General features: G+C 22.4%; 21 protein-coding genes. 19 read left to right on the top strand and 2 right to left on the bottom strand.

Annotation, left to right across the window (positions count from 1 at the left end; all coding sequences use genetic code 11):
* Window positions 1–22 precede the first annotated feature (22 nt).
* The 14 genes from DEFDS_RS12355 (at window position 23) to DEFDS_RS12290 (ending at window position 16,228) form a co-directional block, all read left to right on the top strand.
* Window positions 23–1,600, top strand: a complete 1,578-nt coding sequence (locus DEFDS_RS12355; RefSeq protein ID WP_013009073.1) for a hypothetical protein — start codon at window positions 23–25, stop codon at window positions 1,598–1,600.
* Window positions 1,601–1,610: 10 nt separating this feature from the next.
* Window positions 1,611–3,224, top strand: coding sequence for a hypothetical protein (locus tag DEFDS_RS12350; RefSeq protein WP_013009072.1), 1,614 nt, complete (start codon window positions 1,611–1,613; stop codon window positions 3,222–3,224).
* Between the two features lie 87 nt (window positions 3,225–3,311).
* Complete coding sequence (locus tag DEFDS_RS12345) at window positions 3,312–4,994, top strand: hypothetical protein (RefSeq protein ID WP_161595897.1); 1,683 nt, start codon at window positions 3,312–3,314, stop codon at window positions 4,992–4,994.
* Between the two features lie 72 nt (window positions 4,995–5,066).
* Window positions 5,067–5,507, top strand: a complete 441-nt coding sequence (locus DEFDS_RS12340) for a hypothetical protein (protein ID WP_013009070.1) — start codon at window positions 5,067–5,069, stop codon at window positions 5,505–5,507.
* A gap of 25 nt (window positions 5,508–5,532) precedes the next feature.
* Window positions 5,533–7,113: a hypothetical protein gene (locus DEFDS_RS12335; RefSeq protein WP_013009069.1), complete on the top strand. Its 1,581-nt coding sequence runs from the start codon at window positions 5,533–5,535 to the stop codon at window positions 7,111–7,113.
* A 332-nt stretch (window positions 7,114–7,445) separates the two neighbouring features.
* Window positions 7,446–8,165 (top strand): hypothetical protein, encoded by a 720-nt coding sequence (locus DEFDS_RS12330; protein WP_013009068.1) that lies wholly within the window; start codon window positions 7,446–7,448, stop codon window positions 8,163–8,165.
* A gap of 264 nt (window positions 8,166–8,429) precedes the next feature.
* Entirely contained in the window at window positions 8,430–8,903 is a 474-nt protein-coding gene (locus tag DEFDS_RS12325) for a hypothetical protein (protein ID WP_013009067.1), read from the top strand.
* Between the two features lie 1,445 nt (window positions 8,904–10,348).
* Window positions 10,349–11,635, top strand: coding sequence for a hypothetical protein (locus DEFDS_RS12320; protein WP_013009066.1), 1,287 nt, complete (start codon window positions 10,349–10,351; stop codon window positions 11,633–11,635).
* Between the two features lie 97 nt (window positions 11,636–11,732).
* A complete protein-coding gene (locus DEFDS_RS12315) occupies window positions 11,733–12,101 on the top strand; it encodes a hypothetical protein (protein ID WP_013009065.1) in 369 nt (122 codons plus the stop codon).
* A 30-nt stretch (window positions 12,102–12,131) separates the two neighbouring features.
* Window positions 12,132–13,154: a ParM/StbA family protein gene (locus tag DEFDS_RS12310; RefSeq protein ID WP_013009064.1), complete on the top strand. Its 1,023-nt coding sequence runs from the start codon at window positions 12,132–12,134 to the stop codon at window positions 13,152–13,154.
* Window positions 13,155–13,185: 31 nt separating this feature from the next.
* Complete coding sequence (locus tag DEFDS_RS12305) at window positions 13,186–13,887, top strand: hypothetical protein (protein WP_013009063.1); 702 nt, start codon at window positions 13,186–13,188, stop codon at window positions 13,885–13,887.
* A 21-nt stretch (window positions 13,888–13,908) separates the two neighbouring features.
* Window positions 13,909–15,057: a hypothetical protein gene (locus DEFDS_RS12300; protein ID WP_013009062.1), complete on the top strand. Its 1,149-nt coding sequence runs from the start codon at window positions 13,909–13,911 to the stop codon at window positions 15,055–15,057.
* A 32-nt stretch (window positions 15,058–15,089) separates the two neighbouring features.
* The gene (locus DEFDS_RS12295) at window positions 15,090–15,839 is read left to right on the top strand and encodes a hypothetical protein (protein ID WP_013009061.1); all 750 of its coding nucleotides are present in this window, start codon (window positions 15,090–15,092) and stop codon (window positions 15,837–15,839) included.
* A gap of 116 nt (window positions 15,840–15,955) precedes the next feature.
* Window positions 15,956–16,228, top strand: a complete 273-nt coding sequence (locus DEFDS_RS12290; protein ID WP_013009060.1) for an HU family DNA-binding protein — start codon at window positions 15,956–15,958, stop codon at window positions 16,226–16,228.
* An 11-nt stretch (window positions 16,229–16,239) separates the two neighbouring features.
* On the opposite strand, the gene DEFDS_RS12285 is transcribed toward DEFDS_RS12290, so the two are convergent.
* Together DEFDS_RS12285 and DEFDS_RS12280 are read right to left on the bottom strand one after the other, a co-directional pair.
* A complete protein-coding gene (locus DEFDS_RS12285; protein WP_013009059.1) occupies window positions 16,240–16,521 on the bottom strand; it encodes a hypothetical protein in 282 nt (93 codons plus the stop codon).
* 68 nt (window positions 16,522–16,589) lie between these two features.
* Entirely contained in the window at window positions 16,590–17,360 is a 771-nt protein-coding gene (locus tag DEFDS_RS12280) for a hypothetical protein (RefSeq protein ID WP_013009058.1), read from the bottom strand.
* A 345-nt stretch (window positions 17,361–17,705) separates the two neighbouring features.
* On the opposite strand from DEFDS_RS12280, the gene DEFDS_RS12275 reads away from it, so the two are divergent.
* The 5 genes from DEFDS_RS12275 (at window position 17,706) to DEFDS_RS12255 (ending at window position 21,871) form a co-directional block, all read left to right on the top strand.
* A complete protein-coding gene (locus tag DEFDS_RS12275; RefSeq protein WP_013009057.1) occupies window positions 17,706–18,188 on the top strand; it encodes a hypothetical protein in 483 nt (160 codons plus the stop codon).
* A gap of 52 nt (window positions 18,189–18,240) precedes the next feature.
* Complete coding sequence (locus tag DEFDS_RS12270; RefSeq protein WP_153801549.1) at window positions 18,241–18,636, top strand: hypothetical protein; 396 nt, start codon at window positions 18,241–18,243, stop codon at window positions 18,634–18,636.
* Entirely contained in the window at window positions 18,617–20,515 is a 1,899-nt protein-coding gene (locus DEFDS_RS12265; RefSeq protein WP_013009055.1) for a single-stranded-DNA-specific exonuclease RecJ, read from the top strand. Before DEFDS_RS12270 ends, DEFDS_RS12265 begins: the two co-directional genes overlap by 20 nt.
* 49 nt (window positions 20,516–20,564) lie before the next feature.
* Window positions 20,565–21,455: a hypothetical protein gene (locus tag DEFDS_RS12260; RefSeq protein ID WP_013009054.1), complete on the top strand. Its 891-nt coding sequence runs from the start codon at window positions 20,565–20,567 to the stop codon at window positions 21,453–21,455.
* Window positions 21,456–21,541: 86 nt separating this feature from the next.
* Window positions 21,542–21,871 carry a hypothetical protein gene (locus DEFDS_RS12255; RefSeq protein WP_013009053.1) on the top strand — a complete coding sequence of 110 codons (330 nt, stop codon included), beginning with the start codon at window positions 21,542–21,544 and terminating at the stop codon, window positions 21,869–21,871.
* Window positions 21,872–21,889 lie beyond the last annotated feature (18 nt).

The following is a 21,889-nucleotide window of genomic DNA, read 5'->3' as shown; positions in this document are numbered from 1 at the left end:
ATAGCTAATATAGGTATATACTATGCGTTATAATAAAAATATAAAATTTATTACTTTCATAATTTTATGTATTTTTATATTATCACAATTAAGTTATGCATCTGGATTTCAAGATTTTGTAGTAAAATCTCAATCGAAAAAAACATTAGGTATTGGTGGGAAAGCAACTGCTAATAGTGTATCTAAAGATTTTATGGATGCAGGTGGCAGTACCTCAATAGGAATAAAAACAGATTGCAATCAAATAAAATTGGATTTTGATTTTAATGGTTTTTTTAAGGATATTATAAATGAATTAAAAGACTTATTAAACGATCAAAACTTAAAAAATATTTTAATAGTTAATGCTATTTTAGATTTAGTTTCTTATAGTTATGCAACACAAAAATGTTCTACAAAATTACCAAAGGATATTACTTTAGGACCTATTATTAATAAAGCAATTGCTGATACAAAACAGTGTGTAAGTAATGAAATAGGAGATTTACTTGACTTTAAAAATAAATCACAAGGTGGAGCTTGGTGGAACCCGAGTGGTTCATGTAAACATCCACCTTGTTTAGAACCATGGAGAGTTAGGGAAAAAGAAGGAAGTGTAAAACCTCAAAAGTCTGTATCAGCTGGTTACTGTAATTATTCTAAACTTAAGCAGTTATTAGGTGAAGATTTTATGAAATGTGTGCATAAAGAACAAAAAGCTACACTTGAAATGATTATTAAAATGTTGAATTGGAAAGCAGGATTTAATTTAAAACAAACATTTAAATTGCAAGAAGAATGTAAATTAAGTGCCGAACAAAAAGAACTGGACTTAGTTATGTTATATAAAAAAGCTAAAGAAGAAGGTGATATTACATTGGCAACATGGAGACTACCTTCGGGTAAAGTATTTCGTATGGAAGATGATAAGATTACAATTGAACTTGCAGATGATTATTTACCAACTAAAGATAGAGAAGAGGTTTATAATCAGGTTATTGACAATTTTGGAGACTATGTTGATTCATTAGTTTATGAAGAAGCTTCATTAAAAACATATGGAGATAAAGAGTTACTTCAGAGTGAAATAGATTTTTTAACTGAAAAATTAGCAGTATATTTAGATACAATATTGTTGGCTGATAATACTATTAAATCTATAGTAACTAAATGTAAACTTAATTTAGAAACCATATTAGACGATGCTATGACGTTACAAAAACAATCATCTGATTATTTTTCTAAAGATTTAAATTCTATAGTGGATTTTATAAAATATAAAGACTTATTAAATGTTCTTTTTTATGGGACTTATAAAGTATGTAAAGATTATATATTAACATATAATAGTAAATTAGCAGAACATATAAATAACTTAACAGAATTCATTAATGGAAAATCTTATAAAGTAAATACAGATATAATGAAAAATGAATTAAAAAAATTCAATACAGCAATTAAAGAATTAAATAAAATGCTTAGTGTTGATATGAAAAACAGTTTTGTAAAATATAATTCAATAAGAAATAAGTTAAATAAGTTATCAGGTGATGCATTATCTACAATCGAAATTAAGTATAATATAGGTATGGTTAAAGATATATTAGCAGTAAAGCATTAGGGGTTTGGTTATGTATAAGAAACATAAATTTTATAAACTTATATTTATATTAATAAGTATATTATTTTTTTCTATTAATCTTTTTGCTTCAAGTGTATCAGAGATTCAAAAATTTGGTTCCAGTAGTAGTTATGATAGTATATTTGGTGGTAATGGTTCAAATAGTGCTGAGCTAAATTTAGATGGAAATGCTACTACCAAATTAGGGATGAAAACTGATTGTACACAACTTCAGTTTAATTATGATGTAGGAGCATATCTACAGGATATTATAAATCAAGTAAAACAATATGCTAAGCAATCTAAGCAGATTATTTTAGTAAATTCTATTTTAACAGCTATTGCATATCCTGTAGCTTTACAAAGATGCGTACAGGAAACTGGAATGGATTTATCTCAAGCACCTATATTGGCTGATTTACAGTCAAGAGTAAAAGAATTGGTTATTGGTAAATCATCTGATGCAATATCTGTAGATACAAAAGCAGCTGGAGGTAATCCATCTTATGCAGGTGGTGGTGTAACAGTTAAAACTAAAGAACTTGCTAATATTGGAGCAGAAGTAAATGCTACTATTCAATCACATACTGGTAAATTGTTTAGAGATTGTATGACTAGAGAAATTTCGTCTATTGTAGACTTTATAAATAAGATTTTAAATTGGAAGCTAACATTTAATTATAAATACTTAGCCAAATTAAAAGCTGAATGTAAATTAAAAAATGAACAATTAAATATAGATTTAGGACAAGCATTGAAAAATATGTATGATCAGTATTCGGAAATTGGTGAAATGTGCTTTTTTGATGGTATATGTATTGATAAAAATTTAAAAGTGCATAAGAAGGGACAAGGTGCCGATATGCCTACTAATGAAGAAAAGAGAAACATTATATCAGAAGTTGGAACTGATTGGTTAAATACTTATATAGCCAGCTCGCATGATCCGTTAGTAGCCTTAATAATATCAGAAATATTAACTAAATTTGAAAATAATGTAGGTTTAAGTGTATTAGATGAGTTAGCTTATGTAATAAATGTTAAAACTGATAATTTGTTTATGTGTATGAAAAAGAAAACAACTGATGGTACAATAAATTTAACAACAACTAAAGATGATGCTTTAAATGAATTTTTTGAGTGTGTACAAGATACATTTAATATTACTGATATAAATTATCAAAATGTAGTTTATGTTAAAGCATATATTAAATCAAACTTAGAAGGTACAGATTTAAAAGAGTTATTGGATAAATATACAAATGATCCAGAGATGTCAGAATATATAAAAAATGAACTATTTGAAAGTTATGTATTATCTTTTGTTACTAACATAAATCTTTCATCTCCTACACAAATTGATTTTTTTCATGATTTAGTAGAAAATTTATTTTACTTATATGATAATTATTATTTTTTAGAAACATATTTTCGCTCTGAAAAGATGGCCCAAATAACAAAAAGTATGGCTAGAAGTAGTTTGGTATTATTAGAGCGTACTAATTTTGCCATTGAAAAGCGTAAAATAACGGCAAAATTAATGGATAATTATTATATTACACTTGTTCAAGATAAAAGAGAAGAATATAAAATACCTGATATTATAAATGATACTAAACAATAGAATTATAAAAGAATTTAGTAATTTTTAAATATTAAAAAAGAGGTAGTTAAAATGACTAGGCGAAATAATAAGTTAATATTAATATTAATGATTATATGTTTATTATTTAGTTTTAATATATCAAGTTATGCTGGATTTAGTGATTTTATTAAATCAAATGGTTCTCAAGGAAGTTCTTACAATAAAGGGAAAACTAAAACTCATAAGTTTTTTGGTGGTTCTGGTAGTAACAGTATTTCAGCTGAACAGGATTTAAGTAAATCTAGTGCAAGTATAGGTATAAAGGCAGATTGTAACCAAATTCAATTAGATTTTAATTTTAGTGCTTTAATAAATGATGTTATGGATGATTTATCTCAAGTAATAAAAACGTATGGACAAATAAAATTAGTTAATACAATTATATTTTCATTAGCGTATTTGGAATCAGCACATCAGTGTAAGGCTTTATTACCTAAAGAATTAGGTGCTAGTTTTGTTACAAAAGAGTTAGCGTCAAGAATCAGTAAATCTATAAAAGAAGATTTATCAGATGCGTTTTCAACAGGTAGAAGTGCTGTTGGTGGTTCTGCATCATTTGGTGAAAGGAAAACTGAAGTAAAACCAACTAAAGTGGCCAAAGCTGTTACTAAAGCTTCAACTGAAGTACAAAAACAGGGTGGTGAATTATTTTTAGCATGTATTGATGAACATATTCCTGAAAATGAGAAAAAGATAGTTCGATATTTAAACTGGTCTATTAGTCTTGGATTTGAAAAATATTTTAAGTTAAGACAAGAATGTATGCTTAAATCTGAACAAGCTGAAATGGATATTGTTCAGATGTTAAAACAATATAAGAATACAGGTGAAATTGTATTTGCAGATGCTGTACGTATCAGGGATGATGGTACCATTGAAATGTTAGCTAAGAGATCTTCAGTTCCTACTATTACGCAGGATAAAAATATTTTAAAGGTTTCAGCAAATGATTTTGTAAATTGGGGAATATCCCATGATATAGATCCATTAATAATAAATATAATTGGGGGGCATATACTCTATATAATTAAAAATTTTGATAATGTTTCACAAATGGGTATAGGCAATTATATTATAAACATGATTTGTTATAGTTTATCATCATATACGATAGATTTTAGTTCTACATTAAAATCACTTACTGAAGTCAATTATAAACAATATACTGTAAATGAATATTTAAACACAATGTATGTTGCTTATAAGCAATTATATGATGTGTTGAAAAGTTCTACGGATAATAGTGATAAAGTAATAACTTTTACAGCAGATGAAGTATTACAATATATTCTTGATAGTTACAGAAATTATGGTAGTTACCGTCCTATTATAGTTAAATCAATAATGGTTTATTTAGCATCTAAAGGTGTAGTAGCAAATGAAGGTGATTTGACCATAGATAAGATAAATGAAATATTAAAATCTGAATCAAATTTTATAAAATATGTTGCTGCGGGATATCTTTTGTATTTAATAGAAAAATCAGGTTATGAATATGGTGTATATAATTTACCAGATTATATGAATGCAAATTTTTATGAATCAGTAAAGAAATTAGCATCTACATATTTAGCATTAAGAAAAGCTGTTGAAGCTGAAAGGATGAATAATCCATCTGCTGAAATTACATTAACAAAAGTAACTAAACTTATTCAACAGAATGCCATAAGTTATACTGATTTGGAAAGAGATTTAGAATATAAAGGATTATATGGTTTAATTAATACTAAGTGTAAATTATTAAATTAATTTAATTATTAAGTATTATAGAGATTATATAGAATATTATATAATAATATTATAGAAAGGCAGGTGATATAAATGGGAAGTAATAATTCATACCAAGTAAATTTAAATAAATCTAATAATTTAGATATATTATCAAAGGTATTAGAGGATATCTATAAAGGTAATTTTATAATAAAATATATGTACGGTAGTAGAGATACTATAGTGTATCAATTAAAGGTTAATAATGTATCCGATGAGTTATTTTATTTTGTTATTATATATGATCGATTAAACAAGAGTTTAGTTATAGACTTAAATAAGTCTAAATTATTAGCAAGAACTATAGATAAAGTATACTTTTTATTTGCGATAGATGATATATTATCTATGCTTTATAGAGGATTAAAAATATATAAGAAAAAATTAAAAGATCCTAATTTTATAACTGAAATACAAAAGATTTCAGCTATTGAAAACAATAAAGATATTTCATCTTATAATATAGAAAGTAATAATTTGAATAATAAATAAATAAGAAGTTATAAAGGAGTTATATATGTTAAAACATACTTCTTTTTTAAATTTATTTTATCAGTACAACAACATTTATAATTTATATAAGAATAATCATATTGATGGTGAGAAATTAGTGAATTTAGATTTTTTAAAACGGAAGAATTTATTAACTTCAGACAAGTTATTTGCGTTAAATGATTTTACTCAAACCACACCTATGATTGATATTACAGAGGCATTTCAACATATACTTTCACAAAAATCTAACCAAACTAACAAAGATATTTTTACTGATATAGAAAAAAATCAAAAGAAAAATAGTAATAAAAGTAATAATGAAGATAAAAATAAAGATGATAATGATGAAAATAATGATGAATTTACTGTATTAATAAATGATAATAATGAAGAAAATGTAATTACAACAGGGGATACAATAGAAACAGAAGATATGATGATTGTAGATGATGAGGTTGATAATGCTGAAGATGATAATTATATTTTTCCTGAGTTTGATATAGATGATGAAGAAGAAACATTAATAAATAAGGATAATTTAGAAAATGTAGTTGAACGTTTAAGTGATATTAACTCACAATTATTAGATAATAATATACAAAAAATTAATGAGGAAACTAGTACTCAAAAAAATCATAAGATAAATAGTAATTTAACAGAAGATAATGATTTAGAAGGGGATGATAGTATAATAGAAAAGGATAGTTTAGAGAGTAAAAGTGATGAGTTTTCAGATGGGTTTTTATTAGATGAAAAAGACGAGGATGATGATGCTAGTATATTTAAAATAGATGATGAAGAAGACGAATATTTAGAAGAAGACGACCAGGTTGAAGATTTTGCAGTATTAGATGATAGTTTAGATTACAACGAAGAAGAAAAAGAGGCATTTGAAAATTCTCAGGAATTATTTAATGATATCGATATAGAGCATCTTAATACAAAAATTACTGATACTAAAAATATAACTAGTAGCAATAATAAAATAGATTCGGTTCATGTAGAGCAAATGAATCAAGAAAAATCGGATAATAAGAACAGCATAAATGTTTCTTTTAATACAGAACATAATATACAAAAGATTGATACTGCTAATTTAGATATTACAAATTATCCAGTAATTATATTTAACGATAAGAAGATTGGGTATGAATTATTTTTAGAAAAAGATAGTTTTGACCATAAAATATCAGATGCTTTAATATATGATTTTTCATTTAAATGTATTAAAAAAATTAAAGAAGAAAATAATTGTTTTATTTATGAAATTCAAATTTTAGATTGTAATATAGGTAATAATTACACAGAACAAGACACGGAAAAATTAAAAGAGTTACTAAAATCTAAATCTATTTATTATGTTACATATATAGTTATGTTAGAAAATGTTAATTATAATGCAGGAATTATTTTGAAAAAGAAAACATCTGAAGTAACAGAAGATGATATTAAGTTATTAAAATATATGATAGATAGAAATATACAGACTTTTTTCATAGATACGCTAACAGCAGATCTCATAAAAATACATGAGTTAGAAGAACTAAAGCAAATTATTAAAAAGATTAAGCGTAAAGGCAGTGAAATAATATTAGAATCTTAATAAAAATATATTGATATTATTTAAATAATATATTATATAAACAATATAGAGCAAACATTTGTTTGCTTTTAATATATTTTAACTAGTAGGAGGTGTAAATGTTGTGCAGAGCAGTAAACAAATATTATTGACATATAGGTTATATTATTATATAATTAATATGTAATTACTGTAGAAAATAAGTTATAATTATTTTACTTTGAAATAAATAGGAGGTGTGAGATAAAAACTTTAATAAACATAATACATTTGTCAGAGTTATTTTGGTTTAATATTATTAAACAACCATATAATATAAGTACACAATATTTATTATGATGGAGAGGTGTGCAATGAATAATTCTGTTGTGTCTTATTTAAATGATTGTTTTTTACGCAAAGGGTTTATTTTAAAAGAGGAACTTATAACTTATGTAAAAAAGACCAAAGTTAATCTACACCAACTTTTGAATGTTTTAGAATATGATTTTAAGAACGTACCTATATTAGAAAATGAACTAGATGCTCTAAAATATATTCAGTACATTAAAGAAAATTTTCCAGAACAATTTCAATCTTTTAAAAATTATTGTTTTGAAGTTTTATTTAATAACCCAGTATTTAGAGATAAGCTTACGAAAATAGCATACAAAAATGTTTCTTTTATAAAAGGGAAAGATACAAATGTATTAGTTCAAGAATTTATTCAAGAAATATATTTACTTTTAGTAGAAGGTTATTTTGATCGTTTTATATATACTTCAGAAATTAATGTATTAGAAGCTTTTAGTTATTATATTATGAGTATTCTCCAGAAGGCTAAACGAAATATTATGAAAAACGAATTTCGTTCAGTTAGTGTTCCATCATATATAATTGATACATTAGCTACAGTATCATTAGAAGTTGATAGAAACTTTCCTGAGCTATCAGACATAGATAGAATAGAAGTTATAGTAGATTTTATGAAACAAAGATTTCCAAATATGTCAGAGTCATCTATAAGAAGTTTATTGGAAGAAGATTATTATTTATCAGATTCGGAATTTATGGAAAAAAAATATATTAGATAAAGCAAATAATTTAATATAAATAAGTATACCCAAGCTGATTTGTGTGTTATTTTGATTTTTTTCTTTATTTAAACCCTATACTAAAATTCAAAAATTAAAATTTAATTAGTCAATATATTAAATCCGAAAAAAAACAATTTATGGTTTATAATTTATAATTATTTATTATTTTTTCATTTTTTTATCTAAATTTTTTACCTAAATTAAATCCAGAAATTTGTTATATATAATATAACATAAATAAATATTATAAGAGGTGTTGTTATGAATCAAGTAATAAATATACAAGAAAAAACAACACAAAAAAGAGTAGTTTCTGAAAAAGAATTATTACATATGATTAAAGTAATGAATGCTTCTTTTTATGCCTATGTAAATAATGTTTGTGAGGATTGTATTGAATTAGATAACAAAATTTATAAATTTGGTTGTAATACTGGTTTACAAATGTATATAACCAAAATGAATACTGAATTTTTATATTATGTGAAACTTTTATCAGATGAAAATTATAATAGAAATGCTATAAGAGATTATATAATAGCCTGTAATGAAACTATAAAGAATTACTATGAATCTTTAAATTTATCTAATGATATTATTACAAAAGTATATGAAGATAATAATGTAGGTATTATTAAATTTTTGAATTTTAATGATAATTTAATTAATATATTACATAAATTAATTTCTAAATATGATTATGATTTTACTTATATTAATGAATTAGCTATTTAATTTATAAGTTTTTTTAGAGCGCAATTATTAGCAGTTTTAAGCTTTATTTTTCTATTATTTTTATATTTTATTGTATTCTCATTCTATTTTTTATATTACTGATATTAAAGTCTAAATTATTCAAATCTAATATCATTTTTTAAATCATAATTGTATTACCTGATATTTTTTTTATTTAAATAAAATCTTTTAGTTAAATAAGATCATTCGAATAAAAAATTTTATTATAATTCTATTAAAAATAGATTAGTAATTTATTAAAATTTATTTAGGATTTTATTATGTTTATATTATGTATACTTAAGAAATTACTTAAAATCAAATTGTGATTATATTAGAAACTTTTTTAAAATTAATTAGGAATAGATTAGAAATAAATTAAAAATAAATTAGGATTAAATTAGAAATAAATTAGAAACTAGTTAAGAACTAATTTAAAATTAATTAGAAATATTAAGATTAAATTATAAATAAATTAAAAAATTATAAGTAAATTATAAATAATTTTAGTATTTAAAAGATAATTTGACTTAAAATATTGATTTTTATTTTATTTTATAATTAATTTAATAATATTCAAAAAATTATTAGGTTTAGCTTATGAATTAATTAAAAATTTTTTAGGAAATAATTAAAAACTAATTAGGAAATAATTTGAAATAAATTAGGAATTAATTAAAAATAAATTAGAAACTAGTTATAATTAAATTATGAATCACTTAAATCTAAGTAAAAATTAAATTAAAACTTAATAGGTGATATTAATAAATTTTATACATACATGTGAGTAAAATTAATACAAAATAAAACTTATCAAAAAACTAAAAATTATATAAAAAACTATTTTAGATTTATAACAATACTATTACAAATAGATCATATAATGACTTTTATATTTTTTATCATATCTACTACTATTATATTATTATTATTAAGTTAAATCATTAATTTTGTTATAATAAATATCTTGCATAGTAGTTTTATCATGTATCATTAAAATGTTATATAGAATAAAATGATATATAAAATTTTATTATATATCATTTAAAGTAAATATCATATAATTATAATATCAGTAATTTTGTATATAATTAATTTTGCATATAAACGATTTTGTATATAATTGATTTTGTATATGATTTATTTTGCATATAATCAATTCTGCTTAACAATTATTTATTCGTCTATGTCAAATAGCAAAAATTTTATTAATTTTTATAAGTATTTTTAAATGTTATATACATTAGTACGACTAATTGATTTTCTTTAGTCATAGTATAACTAATATTTTTTCAATTTTTTTTATGTTTTTCAGTTAAAATTTATACTTTTTAAAAATAAAAAAAAGATATTTTTTTTTAAATAAAATAAAATAATTTGTTATATAAATAATAGATGAAAACTATTTAATATATAACGTAGAATAACTATGTTTGGGGGTTATTATGGAAGAAATAGTAAATGACGCAGTTGAAATAAATAGAACCTTTTGGGAATACAACAGTTACAGTATTAAGACAGCTAAATCTCATTTAAAACATGTATTTAGAGAGGACACTTCGAGAAACCTATCTGATTTAATTTATACAACACGTTTAGATTTATATAAAAAAGAACCTGATAATTATATATTTAAATCGTTTAATGATTTAGGTAAGTATAGAAACTTCTTTTACAAATATAAAGTTTTTTATACAGATAAAAAAGGTGTATTGAATATTGATGATTTTGCAAATGATTATTATCAACATTACAAAAGATTTGCTAAATATAAGTCTAAAAAATCTAAGTATTTGAGAGAATTAGTTTATACTTATGATACATTATATTTAATTTATAATGCTTATAATCAAGCAAAATTGGATGGTGCAATAGATGATTTAGATTTGTCAGAGTCAACAAAAAATACTTTATTACCTTATATTGATAAGGAAATAAGTAGATGGCTTAAAGGTGTTATTTCGTTTACAGATGAATTTATATTTAAAAAACAGGTCATAGAAAGTATGACTTATATTGTTCTGCATTTGGACGAACACCATGTACATACTCATATTATATTTCCGTCAACAACAGTAAATTTGAGGCAGTTTAGATTAGAATATCCTTTGTCTTATTACTATATGCAGCTAAATAATTATTATTTAAAAAATAAATTTTTATTACCTAACAAAGAAGCAAAACATGTATTTAAACGAGACAAATTAAACCAAAAAGAATATTATATTGCTAAAAACTTAGGTTTTTCAGATGCAGAAATAAATTTATTAGCTTTTTCTTCATATTATATTAAAGATTCTTTTGTTAAATATTTAAAAAATGAAGTAGAAAATTTGTTTATAGATTCTGATAATTCTTTACATAATAACAATGATACTAATATAGACAAATTTTTAAATCAAATAGTGTATGCTTTTTTAGATCAATCAAATATAAAATTATCATGGAGTATTTTAGTAGGTATAAAATTTTCATATCCAGATTTATATAATAAATTTATTGAAAAATTGGATAGTTTTCTAAAAGGTAATAAATTTGACATGTTAGAAAAGTTTTCAGAATATTTTATATATTATAAAAAGAAAGCTAAAGTTTATACTGATACAATTAATTATAAGTTGGTAGATAATCCTACTATAATAGATAGTCAAGAACTTGAGCTAGAACCAGGAACAGATAATAATATAGATAATTTTGAAAAATTAGATACAGAAGTAGGAAAAAATCAATAAAAAAATAGGAACATTTTTTAAAAAAATTAATTTAATATGTTATATTAATTAATAAAATAAATTTAATAAATTTTATTATAAATGGAGGTTGAGATATATGTTTAATAAATTAAAAGGTATTATTTCTAAAGGAACTAAAACTGCTGGTGATATAGTATCTATACAAAAAGAATTGAATAAACTTAAAAAAGAAAAATGGGATTTACAAGATAATTTAATAAAAGATATATTAAGTTATCCTGTTAATAAAGAAGATACTGAATCATTAGTAGGTTTAGCAGATCTTGTAGTGAAATTCAAAAGTGATTATGAAATAATTGAAAATGAAATAAAAGTAAAACAAGAAGAATTAGATAATATAAAGGGTTCAATTAAAAGTGATGTTGTAAACACCTTTAAGAAAAGTAATAAAAATGATGATTCTGTAGATGCAGCTAATAATAGCACAGACGAAATTAATAATTAATAAACAATAAAAGAAGTAAGGGAGTGTAATATGTCAGATATTAAGGTAGAAAAATTACATAACTTACATGTAGGTATAGATGTAGGGCATGGTAATGTAAAAATCGCCGTAAGAAAAACTTTAAAAAAGGAAAATGGAAGGACAACATGGTTTTTCGATAAATTTCCAAGTTATGTTACTCTGGTTTCTTCGGAAAATGATTATATGAATTTTATTACGAATGATTATTTATATGATGTAATTACATTTGATGGTAATATTAAGTATTTATATGGTAATCCTGTCATGAGAGAGAACAAGGTTAATATTTGTCAGCGAGGTAAGAGATTTTTTGTATCCGATGCTTATAAAGTATTAATTGCCGGAGCATTAGATGTGGTTATGAAACATGTAGTTGGTACAGATTCTACTAAAGTCACAATTAATTCGTTAGGTTTAGGACTTCCCCTCACCTACTTAAAAATGGTTGATGTTGTAGAAAGTATTAAAAGTTACTTTGCAAAGGATGAAAGTGATAGACATGTATTTACTTACAATAGGAATGGTACTGATTATACAATATACATCAAAGAACTTGGACTATTTGCTCAAGGAGCTGGTGCTTTATTCACTGAAGAAATAAGAAATCAGTTAAAGAAATATAATACTTTAGGTATAATTGATATAGGGCAATATACTACAGATTATTTTATTATAAAGGATAATGAGATTCTTTTAGATAGTGTAGGAACAGAGGAACATGGTATTTATGAAATGATTAATGAAGTTAGAAATGAAATACAAAAAGAAAGAGGCACCTTGGTTAATGAAGAATTGTGTAGACAAAGTTTATTAGAAGAGAAGTTTAGAGGTATGAGAACAGCAAAAGCTATAGTAATATTAAATGCTGTACAAGGACGTTGGGTAAATTATCTTCCTGATATTGAAAAGTTTGTGATAATAGGTGGTGGTGCAGAATTAATCAAAGATTTAGATTTATCGGGTATGTTGAATAATATGGAAGTTTTACATAATGCAGAATATTTAAATGCGAAAGGATATACTTACGTTTAAGAATAAATATAAAAAATAAGGAGTTTTAATAATGAGCAAGGTTGATAGTAAATATGTAAAAAATATTAATAATTGGTTTTATAGAGTTATTTTACCAAATGTACATCCAGAGGTTAAAGAGATTCTAACATCATTTTCATTACAAAAACGTTCTGAATTTTTTCTTTATTTGATTAATACACTCCATAAAGAATATTCAGATGTATTTTATGATATAGTAGCAAGTTATATGAATCCTAATTATCAAAAAACTGTACTTTTAAAGAAAGAGAAAGAACCTACAATATTAACACAAGAGGTTTCAGAAGAAGAAACAGTGAATAAGAATTTAAACCAGGAAAGTAATCAAATTAATGTTAATAACCTTTTAGATAAAGGTGAATTAGATGTAGATAAAGAAGATGAGAGGGAAAATGAAATAAATGAAGAATTTAAAACTTTTGATACTACTATAGATGATAGCCAAGTAGATGTTGAGTTTATAAATACTCAAAAACCAACTAGTAATTCGAATATTACAAACATAGAACAAAGTCAAAAGACTGAAAATACGCAAAAACAGACAGACCAACACAGTTTAAAAGATAAAAGTGACGATACTAATATTATGGATAATATTATTGATAAGGAAAATAATGATTTAGATTTAAAAGAAATTAATACAGTTATTGATACAGATGACGATGATTTAGAATTTTTAAAGAAAAACAATACTTTATTTAAAAAACTTTAAAAAGATTAAAAGGGATTGCTTATGAAAAATAGATTTATATTTATCTACTTTTTAATATGTTTATTTTTTATTAATTTAAATATATCATTTGCAGATAGTAACATAATAAATATTAAAAAAAATAAATATGTATCTAATACAGTTTATTATAGTTATGTTTTAAATTATCTTGATACATTATTTTCTCAAGAAACGGTTGATACAGAATTAAAGAAATTGATTGATTTATATAAGTTATCGAGCAATCCTTTTGATAGTGTGTTTTATTTAAAGCAGGTTGTTTTATTAAGTTATAAATATGGACGTTATGGTATAGCAAAAACATATTTAGAAATGATAATAAGTGAAATAGGCAAAGATCCTGCTTTAAGTAAGTATGGAGATTATTTAAACAGATTAGTTGAACGTTTAACTGTGTTATACAATAATGAAAGTAAAACACTAAAATCATCTGTAAAGGATTTATCAAATAAAGAATTGAAGAAAGTATATTATGAATTGTTTAGAACTATAGGAGAAGAAGGTTTTGAAAATTTATTTTTTATGTATCTTTATACGTTTCAATTTGATAAGTGCCAGATATTACTAAATAATATATATCCATCTTATTTTAGGAAACGTAATAGATATTATAATTTACAAAATATTTTGGATAGATATGTTGTTTTATTTGGAGATATATATATACCTAGTATGGATTTTTATAGTTTAATAAATACTAATTTTGTTAATATAAACAGACAGATAGATTTAAGTCAAAATACTGTTAAATTAATTGCTATGTACAAATCTAATATTAAACAAGCTAGGGAATACTATCAACAGCAATTTATTAACCGTTTGAAAATTATGGAACAATTATTACCTTATTTACATGTATTGGGTTTAGATAAAGATTTTAAAAATTTATATATGAAAGTAACTGTATTAAGAAGAGGTAGAATACCAACAAATTTGGATTTAAAAAATATTAATTATTCCTATGCTCAGTTAAGAAAAATATATCGTGAAGCTTTAGGTAATACAATAACAGCATTATTATATGAATTATATAATAATATAGATTTACATAAGGCTGAACAGATGATTAAGGAAATAAAATCTTTTAATCCAAAAAGATATATAGGTAATAATAAAACAATAAGTTATGGAATATCAAGTTATAATTAATATATAAATTAATAAGTTATGAGACTATAAAAATGTTTAGGATAACAACAGACTTTTTATTTAATAATATAAAATTAGATAAGTATGAATATAATTGTGAATATAATATTTTTAGTTTTGATATTAAACATATTAGAGCAAAAGATGTTATAATTGAAGACATTTATATGTATCAAAATAACAAATATATGTTATTATTAAAGTTATATAGTTCTAATAAATTTACTTTTCTAGGTGAAATTAAAATAGAATTTTTAAAAAATAATATTTTTAATTATTTAGATTGGTTTAAAGGTTATAAATTTGAACAGATTAATAATTTTAAAATATTTATGAAACCACAACCATATCAAACTTATGTGGTTTTAGTTCCAGTTATATTTTATAATAATAATACATTCAATATAATGAAATATAATAATTTAAAAAAGCTGCTTGAAAATATTAATAATAATTTACATGAGCGAAATTATAATATTAATATAAGATTATTAATTCAATTAATAGAAAAGCATATTAAAAAGGTAAAAATACTTTTTGATATTGTATATCAGAATAATAATTTTATGATTTTACAAAATAATAAAGAGTTTGCTTCTTATTTCTATAAATACATTGATATCTACAAAAATAATAAATTATATAATAGTAAGAATTTACCAATAATAACTATATTATATACTTTTATTGATTTATTAAAAAGCAACGGATTAATAAAAACCGATGTAGTTTATACTATTAATAAGTTACAGCAGAATGATTTAAAATTAAACTTAATATAAGAAAATATTAGAAAAAAAATATTAGAAAAAATAATATATTAGCCAGTTTATTATTGACATTTAATATAATATATTATAAAATAATAAAGTAAAATAAGAAGGAGGTAGAAAAAAATATGAAAAAAGAAGAAATAATCGCTCTTTTAGTGGAAAGAACTAACATGAGAAAGAAAGATGTTAAAGAGTTATTAAATGCTTTTGAAGAGATAGTACTTGAAGGTGTAAAAGAAGGCAAAAAAGTTCCGTTGGGTGCTTTGGGATATTTCAAAAAGGTTGAAAGATCTGCTAGGACAGGACATAATCCTAAAACAGGAGAAAAGATTCAGATTCCAGCTACTGTTGTACCTAAATTTGTCCCTGGTAAGAAATTTAAAGAAGCTGTTAAATAAAAAGCTGGGTTTTACCCAGCTTTTTTTATTTTTGATTCTATTTGTTCTATTTTAAGTTTTCCTATTTTTTGTAGAATACAGTTAGAAGCAGATTTACATGTACTACATATATTAATAAAGCTTTTTGTGTTCTGTATGTTTTCTTTCATATCTATAGGTAGTCTATACATATTTTCATGATTAATATTAGCTAACAATGTTTTTGTGGAACCAAATTTATCGTTATAAAATATATATAGTTTGTTTTTATAAATTTCTGGATAATAAGCACAGGCATATACAGCTGAATTCATAACAAACTCCTTGTTATTATTGTTTAATATTATTATTTTGATAATTATAATATATCAAAATAAAAAAATTATTTTAAATTTAAATCATTATTATTGTTGAATGATATATTTAATTTATTTTTTAAGGTTTTTATATTGTTATGTAATATTGTGTAGTTTTGTATATAATCTTCTTTATACTGATATAATTTACTAATCAATGAATTTATATTTTTACTGTTGTTTACACAATATAAAATAAATTTACCTAAATTTTCAATAAGTTTATTAGTATCGGTTTGTCCTAAGTACTTAAAAAGAGTATCAGAGTCTTTTATGTCTTGTTGCAATATCTTAAATAGAAAGTGTTGTGATAGTTCATCCTTAAGACTGTTTATCATCGGAATGTTAGTGTTTATTTGAATTTTTTTCATAAGAGTTTCGTTTTTTATTATATTAATAGCTGTATGAATAGACAATTCTAAATCACCTATATTAACTGGACCATTATTACTAAGAATATTTAAAAACAATTTAGCTGTTTTATTTCTTAGTAAAAATTCATGAATATACTGAGCCAAATCAAATTTAAAAGTGTATTCGTTAGGTAAATCTTTTTTTGAAAAATATAAATTGAATTTTATTTCATCTAAATTTTGTAAAAAAGATTGTATTTCTTCAGGTTTTAGAATGTTAAACAAAAGAAAGTCTAGTATAGTAGTAGTAAAGTTGCTTTCAATTGTTGTATGTGTATTTACTGGTATAGTGTAGTTTTTATTTTTAACTTTGATATTCATGTCGACAAAATCTAGATTTGAAAAAATATCATCCAATCTATTGTTAAGTTGAAATTCCATCATCTTAACCTCATTTTTTCTTTATTTTACTTTTTTATATCACTTTAACATGTAATTTAACTGATTGTTTATTTAATTTTTAAAAAAAATGCAAGTTATTTTTTGTTTAGTTAGAGTAATAAAATTATTTTATTTTTTTTTATTAATAATCATATAATAACCTCCTAATAGTTTCTATATGTAAATATAACAATAAAATGAAAAAGATGTAAATTTTATTTTAGTTTAGTTAAAATTAAATTATAAAATTAAATTATTAACAGTAAGATTTCTATTTTATTTTTAAAACAATTAAAAAATTATGTTATATATTTGATAAGACATATTAAAAAATAGGAGATATAAACTATGAAACGAATTTTGGTTAATAAATTAAAATTAATAGTAGGAATACTTTTTATAATAGCTTTAATTTCAAACAGTCATGCTTCTGCAGTTAGTTATTTTTATAAGTACAAAATATTGAATTTTTATAGTAATATAAATAATGTTACAAAGAAACCTTTATTATATAATTTATTTATTGTAAAAAAAATAAGTTCGGAAGAATCATTGATAGTTTATAAAAATATTATTAGGTTATTACCTGGTAATTACTATTATATAGATTATAATGATCAAACCAATGAATTACTATTTAAAATCAATAATACTATATTGAGGACGCCTAATATTCAGAGTGCTGATATAATATGTTATATACATCCTAAAACATATATAATGAACATATTTTTACCTTATTTTAATAAAAAGACTTCGGTATCAGGAGATTCTACTATAGAAATACCAGTTGATAGCTCTCATGTATATATTTTAAAACCATTAAAATAGAAACAATATAAAATAAAAATAATAATGAGGTGTAATCTTGTGGAGTGATGAATTGATTACAAACCAATTAGAAGAAGATATTATTAATAAACGATTAAAACAGAAAATTGTTGAATTATCTATTGATACTTTAAGTGCTAAAGAGTTTTTTGTATTAATGAATTTATTGATATTTGAAGGAGTATTAACAGAAGATGATATATTGTACTACTATAATAAAAAAACAAAAAAAGATTTAATTGCTTGTTTAGCTCATTTATTAAATGTAACAGAAGTACGAATTAGGCAAATAAATAAAAATGCTATAAACAAGCTAAAGGATCGTTTAAGTTTTGATAATTTAATTATAAAATCAAATTTAAATAAAAATATTAAATACAATAAAAATACTATAAATCATAAAAATAATAAAGATAATGGTGGTGGAAATGGATTTACTCAAGAATGATATTAATTTTACTTTAATTTTAAATAAATTAAGGCAAAATGATATTAGTAAATTAAACGCATTAAGTAAAAAATTAAATATCAATTTTTTAAATTTATTGATTTTGTTATTAAGAGATTATACTACTGTGGATACAATACAAAATAGTTTTAATGATAACTTTTATAAAATAATACAAGATTTAAACCAAATATCAGATATTCAAGACTCCGCTAATATAATTATTCAAGCTATAAAACAAAACAAAACGATTTTGTTATGGGGAGATTATGATGTAGATGGTACTATGGGTACTACTATTTTATATAAGTATTTACAAGCCGTAAAACGATTAAATTTAAATAGTAAATTTAAAGTATTTTATCATATTCCAGATAGATTTGCTGAAGGGTATGGTTTAAATCAAAACATGCTGGATAAATTATATAATATTTATAAATATGATGTTCTTGTCACGATAGACAGTGGTATTACCAATTTAAATGAGATAAAACATATTAAACAGAATTATAATGTAGATACAATTGTAATAGATCATCATACAATTAGTGATAGTGAAATATTTAAATATGCAAAAGTAATAAATCATAGACGTGAAGATGATATTTTCTTTAATCGTTATCAAACTCCTTTTTGTGGGGCTGGCCTGGCTTATTTATTTTCCCTTTATTTAAATGAGCAATTAAAATTATTGAGTTTAAATGAAATGGATAAATATAGTGTTTATGCAGCTATAGCTACTATAGCAGATGTAGTTCCTTTAGTAAATTACAATAGAGTATTGGTTAGACAGGGTTTCAAATTATTAAATGATAATACTTTTTTACAAAAAGAAATCCCTCAATTGTATTATATGAAAGATATTTTAAATATAAAGCAAATTAACTCTGATGAAATAGCGTTTAAAATAGCTCCTGTATTAAATGCTGTAGGACGATTAAGTAAAGCTAACCAAATAGTGGATCTTTTTGTTACTAATAATCAAAGAGATATAAACAGTAAAATTAACTATTTTGTAACTTTAAATAACGAAAGAAAATCCAAAGAGAAGGAAATTCTTGAGTTAATTTATGGAGTTATAGATTTAGAAAAAATAGCTAAAGAAAAGCGTATTATAGCTGTAGGTAATAATTGGCATAAAGGTGTAATTGGTATTGTAGCTGGCAAGTTAGCTAACAATTTTAATGTACCTACAATAATTCTATCAAAAGATAATGATGGAACATGTACAGCATCTTGTCGTAGTATTGAAGGTTTTGACTTATATGAGGCTATTAAAAGATGCAGTTTTCATTTAGAAAAATTTGGCGGTCATGAACAAGCAGCTGGTCTAACAATAAAATATGAAAATCTCAAAGAATTTGTTGCAGATTTTACAAATATAACTTCTAAAATTCCTGTAGAAATAAGTACTAAAAAAACCTATGAAACTGATGTTTTATTATCTCCAGATTATTTTTTAGATGTAAAAAATATTTTAAGTTTACATGAAATAGAACCTTTTGGTAATGGTTTTACAAAACCAAGCTTTGGTGCTAAAGGAAAAGTTGTAGATATACAGTCAATTGGTAAGTCAAACAATCATTATACAGTACGTTTTGAAAACTTTAAAATCAAAGCTAATTTGTTTAATTATTATGATGACATCAATAAAATTTTAAATAAAGAAATAGCTTTTACATATTACCCTCAATTAGATACTTTTAAATATGCATATGATTTACGAAATAATGGAACGGCAACTTTAGAAGGTTATATAATTATAGACCAAATATTTGAAAAACCAAATTATGTAATTCAAGATTTAAATATATCAGATAAATTAAATAATTTAATGGAAGAAATACAAAATTTAGATATGCTTATAGTTTTTAAATAATTTTTTAGAAATAGTTATTAAATAAAACAATTATTTGTGTTTAAATATTATGTTTAGAAAAGTATTAACAAGAACAATACTATCTATTTCTCTAGTATTTTTTACTATTGTATCTAGTAGTTATGCTAAAAATAATACTATAGAAAAAAATAAACTTATACATTTTTATAATATAGCTTATGTAATAGGTAATAAATATAATATTAATCCTTTTATTTTATTAGGTATTGCTTATCAGGAGTCTCATTTACAGCCATATACTATAAATATAAACAAATTTAATAAAAAAGTTAGTGTTATAACAGATGTTAATAAATTTTTAGGTATTTTTTATTATATTTTTAGTAGTATTAAAGATAATACTAATTATTACAGGTTGATCAACAATAACTGTAAAATAAGAATTATTTTATATGATAATACTATAAAAAAACAATATCATTATAACTTGATATTAAAGACGTATAATTCTAAAGTAAAAATACTACATAAAATAGTAAACTTTTATTCTTTGATTGAAAAGAAATTTTTAAATTTAAAGCAGAAAAATCATAATATTAGTTTTTTAATTCAACTTAAAACACCTTTAGGTATAATTGCATCAAATAAAAACAGTATAATTAAACTATTAACTTATTTTTTAAATTATACTAATAATATTGACTTAGGGATAACACAAATTAATTATAAATATTGGATTAAACCTTCAAAGATTAATCCTTTATTGGTTTTTATACCTGAATATGCATTTGATTTTACAGGACAAATACTAAATCAAATTAAAAAATCTAATCGTAAAATAGGAAATTTTGAAATGATAAAGCGTTATCATCATAATTCAAAATTAGGTATTCAATATGCTTATAATGTAGTAGAAAATATGCAATTCTTATATAAAAAAATAATTTCTTATTATAGAAACGAATTAGCTTTAAAATAAAAATTAAAAAAATATTTATTTTTTGTTATATTACATAATAAGTTAATATTATTAATTAAATATAGTATACAAACAGGAGTAATAATATGTTTGTAAAAAGATTATTAATGGTTATTTTAATATTATTTCTTTTTTTTAGCTTACCCATTTCTAAACAAGAACAGTATTTAAATACAGCTTATACATTTGTTAGAAATGCAGTAGTATTTGTTTCTAAGGCGGTAATCAACTTTTTTAAATCTCACAAAGAGGATATTAAACGAAATAAAATTATTTTACAAAAAAACATAGAAAAAGATATTGAGACCTTAAATAAAAGTATACCACAAGGTTCAGTAGATAAAGCACTAGATAGTTATGTAAATACGTTAGTAAACACTGTAAATGATTTTTCTAAAAAAGATGGTAAACATTAATATCATTAAAATAAAAAA

It is taken from the genome of Deferribacter desulfuricans SSM1 (assembly GCF_000010985.1).
GTDB classification, from domain to species: domain Bacteria; phylum Chrysiogenota; class Deferribacteres; order Deferribacterales; family Deferribacteraceae; genus Deferribacter; species Deferribacter desulfuricans.
This window is presented reverse-complemented; position numbering and strand designations above follow the sequence as displayed.

Bases quoted from the DNA above. Each gene is read 5' to 3' on its own strand.
- DEFDS_RS12355 (WP_013009073.1), top strand. From the start codon at position 23: ATGCGTTATAATAAAAATATAAAATTTATTACTTTCATAATTTTATGT.
- DEFDS_RS12350 (WP_013009072.1), top strand. From the start codon at position 1,611: ATGTATAAGAAACATAAATTTTATAAACTTATATTTATATTAATAAGT.
- DEFDS_RS12345 (WP_161595897.1), top strand. From the start codon at position 3,312: ATGATTATATGTTTATTATTTAGTTTTAATATATCAAGTTATGCTGGA.
- DEFDS_RS12340 (WP_013009070.1), top strand. From the start codon at position 5,067: ATGGGAAGTAATAATTCATACCAAGTAAATTTAAATAAATCTAATAAT.
- DEFDS_RS12335 (WP_013009069.1), top strand. From the start codon at position 5,533: ATGTTAAAACATACTTCTTTTTTAAATTTATTTTATCAGTACAACAAC.
- DEFDS_RS12330 (WP_013009068.1), top strand. From the start codon at position 7,446: ATGAATAATTCTGTTGTGTCTTATTTAAATGATTGTTTTTTACGCAAA.
- DEFDS_RS12325 (WP_013009067.1), top strand. From the start codon at position 8,430: ATGAATCAAGTAATAAATATACAAGAAAAAACAACACAAAAAAGAGTA.
- DEFDS_RS12320 (WP_013009066.1), top strand. From the start codon at position 10,349: ATGGAAGAAATAGTAAATGACGCAGTTGAAATAAATAGAACCTTTTGG.
- DEFDS_RS12315 (WP_013009065.1), top strand. From the start codon at position 11,733: ATGTTTAATAAATTAAAAGGTATTATTTCTAAAGGAACTAAAACTGCT.
- DEFDS_RS12310 (WP_013009064.1), top strand. From the start codon at position 12,132: ATGTCAGATATTAAGGTAGAAAAATTACATAACTTACATGTAGGTATA.
- DEFDS_RS12305 (WP_013009063.1), top strand. From the start codon at position 13,186: ATGAGCAAGGTTGATAGTAAATATGTAAAAAATATTAATAATTGGTTT.
- DEFDS_RS12300 (WP_013009062.1), top strand. From the start codon at position 13,909: ATGAAAAATAGATTTATATTTATCTACTTTTTAATATGTTTATTTTTT.
- DEFDS_RS12295 (WP_013009061.1), top strand. From the start codon at position 15,090: ATGTTTAGGATAACAACAGACTTTTTATTTAATAATATAAAATTAGAT.
- DEFDS_RS12290 (WP_013009060.1), top strand. From the start codon at position 15,956: ATGAAAAAAGAAGAAATAATCGCTCTTTTAGTGGAAAGAACTAACATG.
- DEFDS_RS12285 (WP_013009059.1), bottom strand. From the start codon at position 16,521: ATGAATTCAGCTGTATATGCCTGTGCTTATTATCCAGAAATTTATAAA.
- DEFDS_RS12280 (WP_013009058.1), bottom strand. From the start codon at position 17,360: ATGATGGAATTTCAACTTAACAATAGATTGGATGATATTTTTTCAAAT.
- DEFDS_RS12275 (WP_013009057.1), top strand. From the start codon at position 17,706: ATGAAACGAATTTTGGTTAATAAATTAAAATTAATAGTAGGAATACTT.
- DEFDS_RS12265 (WP_013009055.1), top strand. From the start codon at position 18,617: ATGGATTTACTCAAGAATGATATTAATTTTACTTTAATTTTAAATAAA.
- DEFDS_RS12260 (WP_013009054.1), top strand. From the start codon at position 20,565: ATGTTTAGAAAAGTATTAACAAGAACAATACTATCTATTTCTCTAGTA.
- DEFDS_RS12255 (WP_013009053.1), top strand. From the start codon at position 21,542: ATGTTTGTAAAAAGATTATTAATGGTTATTTTAATATTATTTCTTTTT.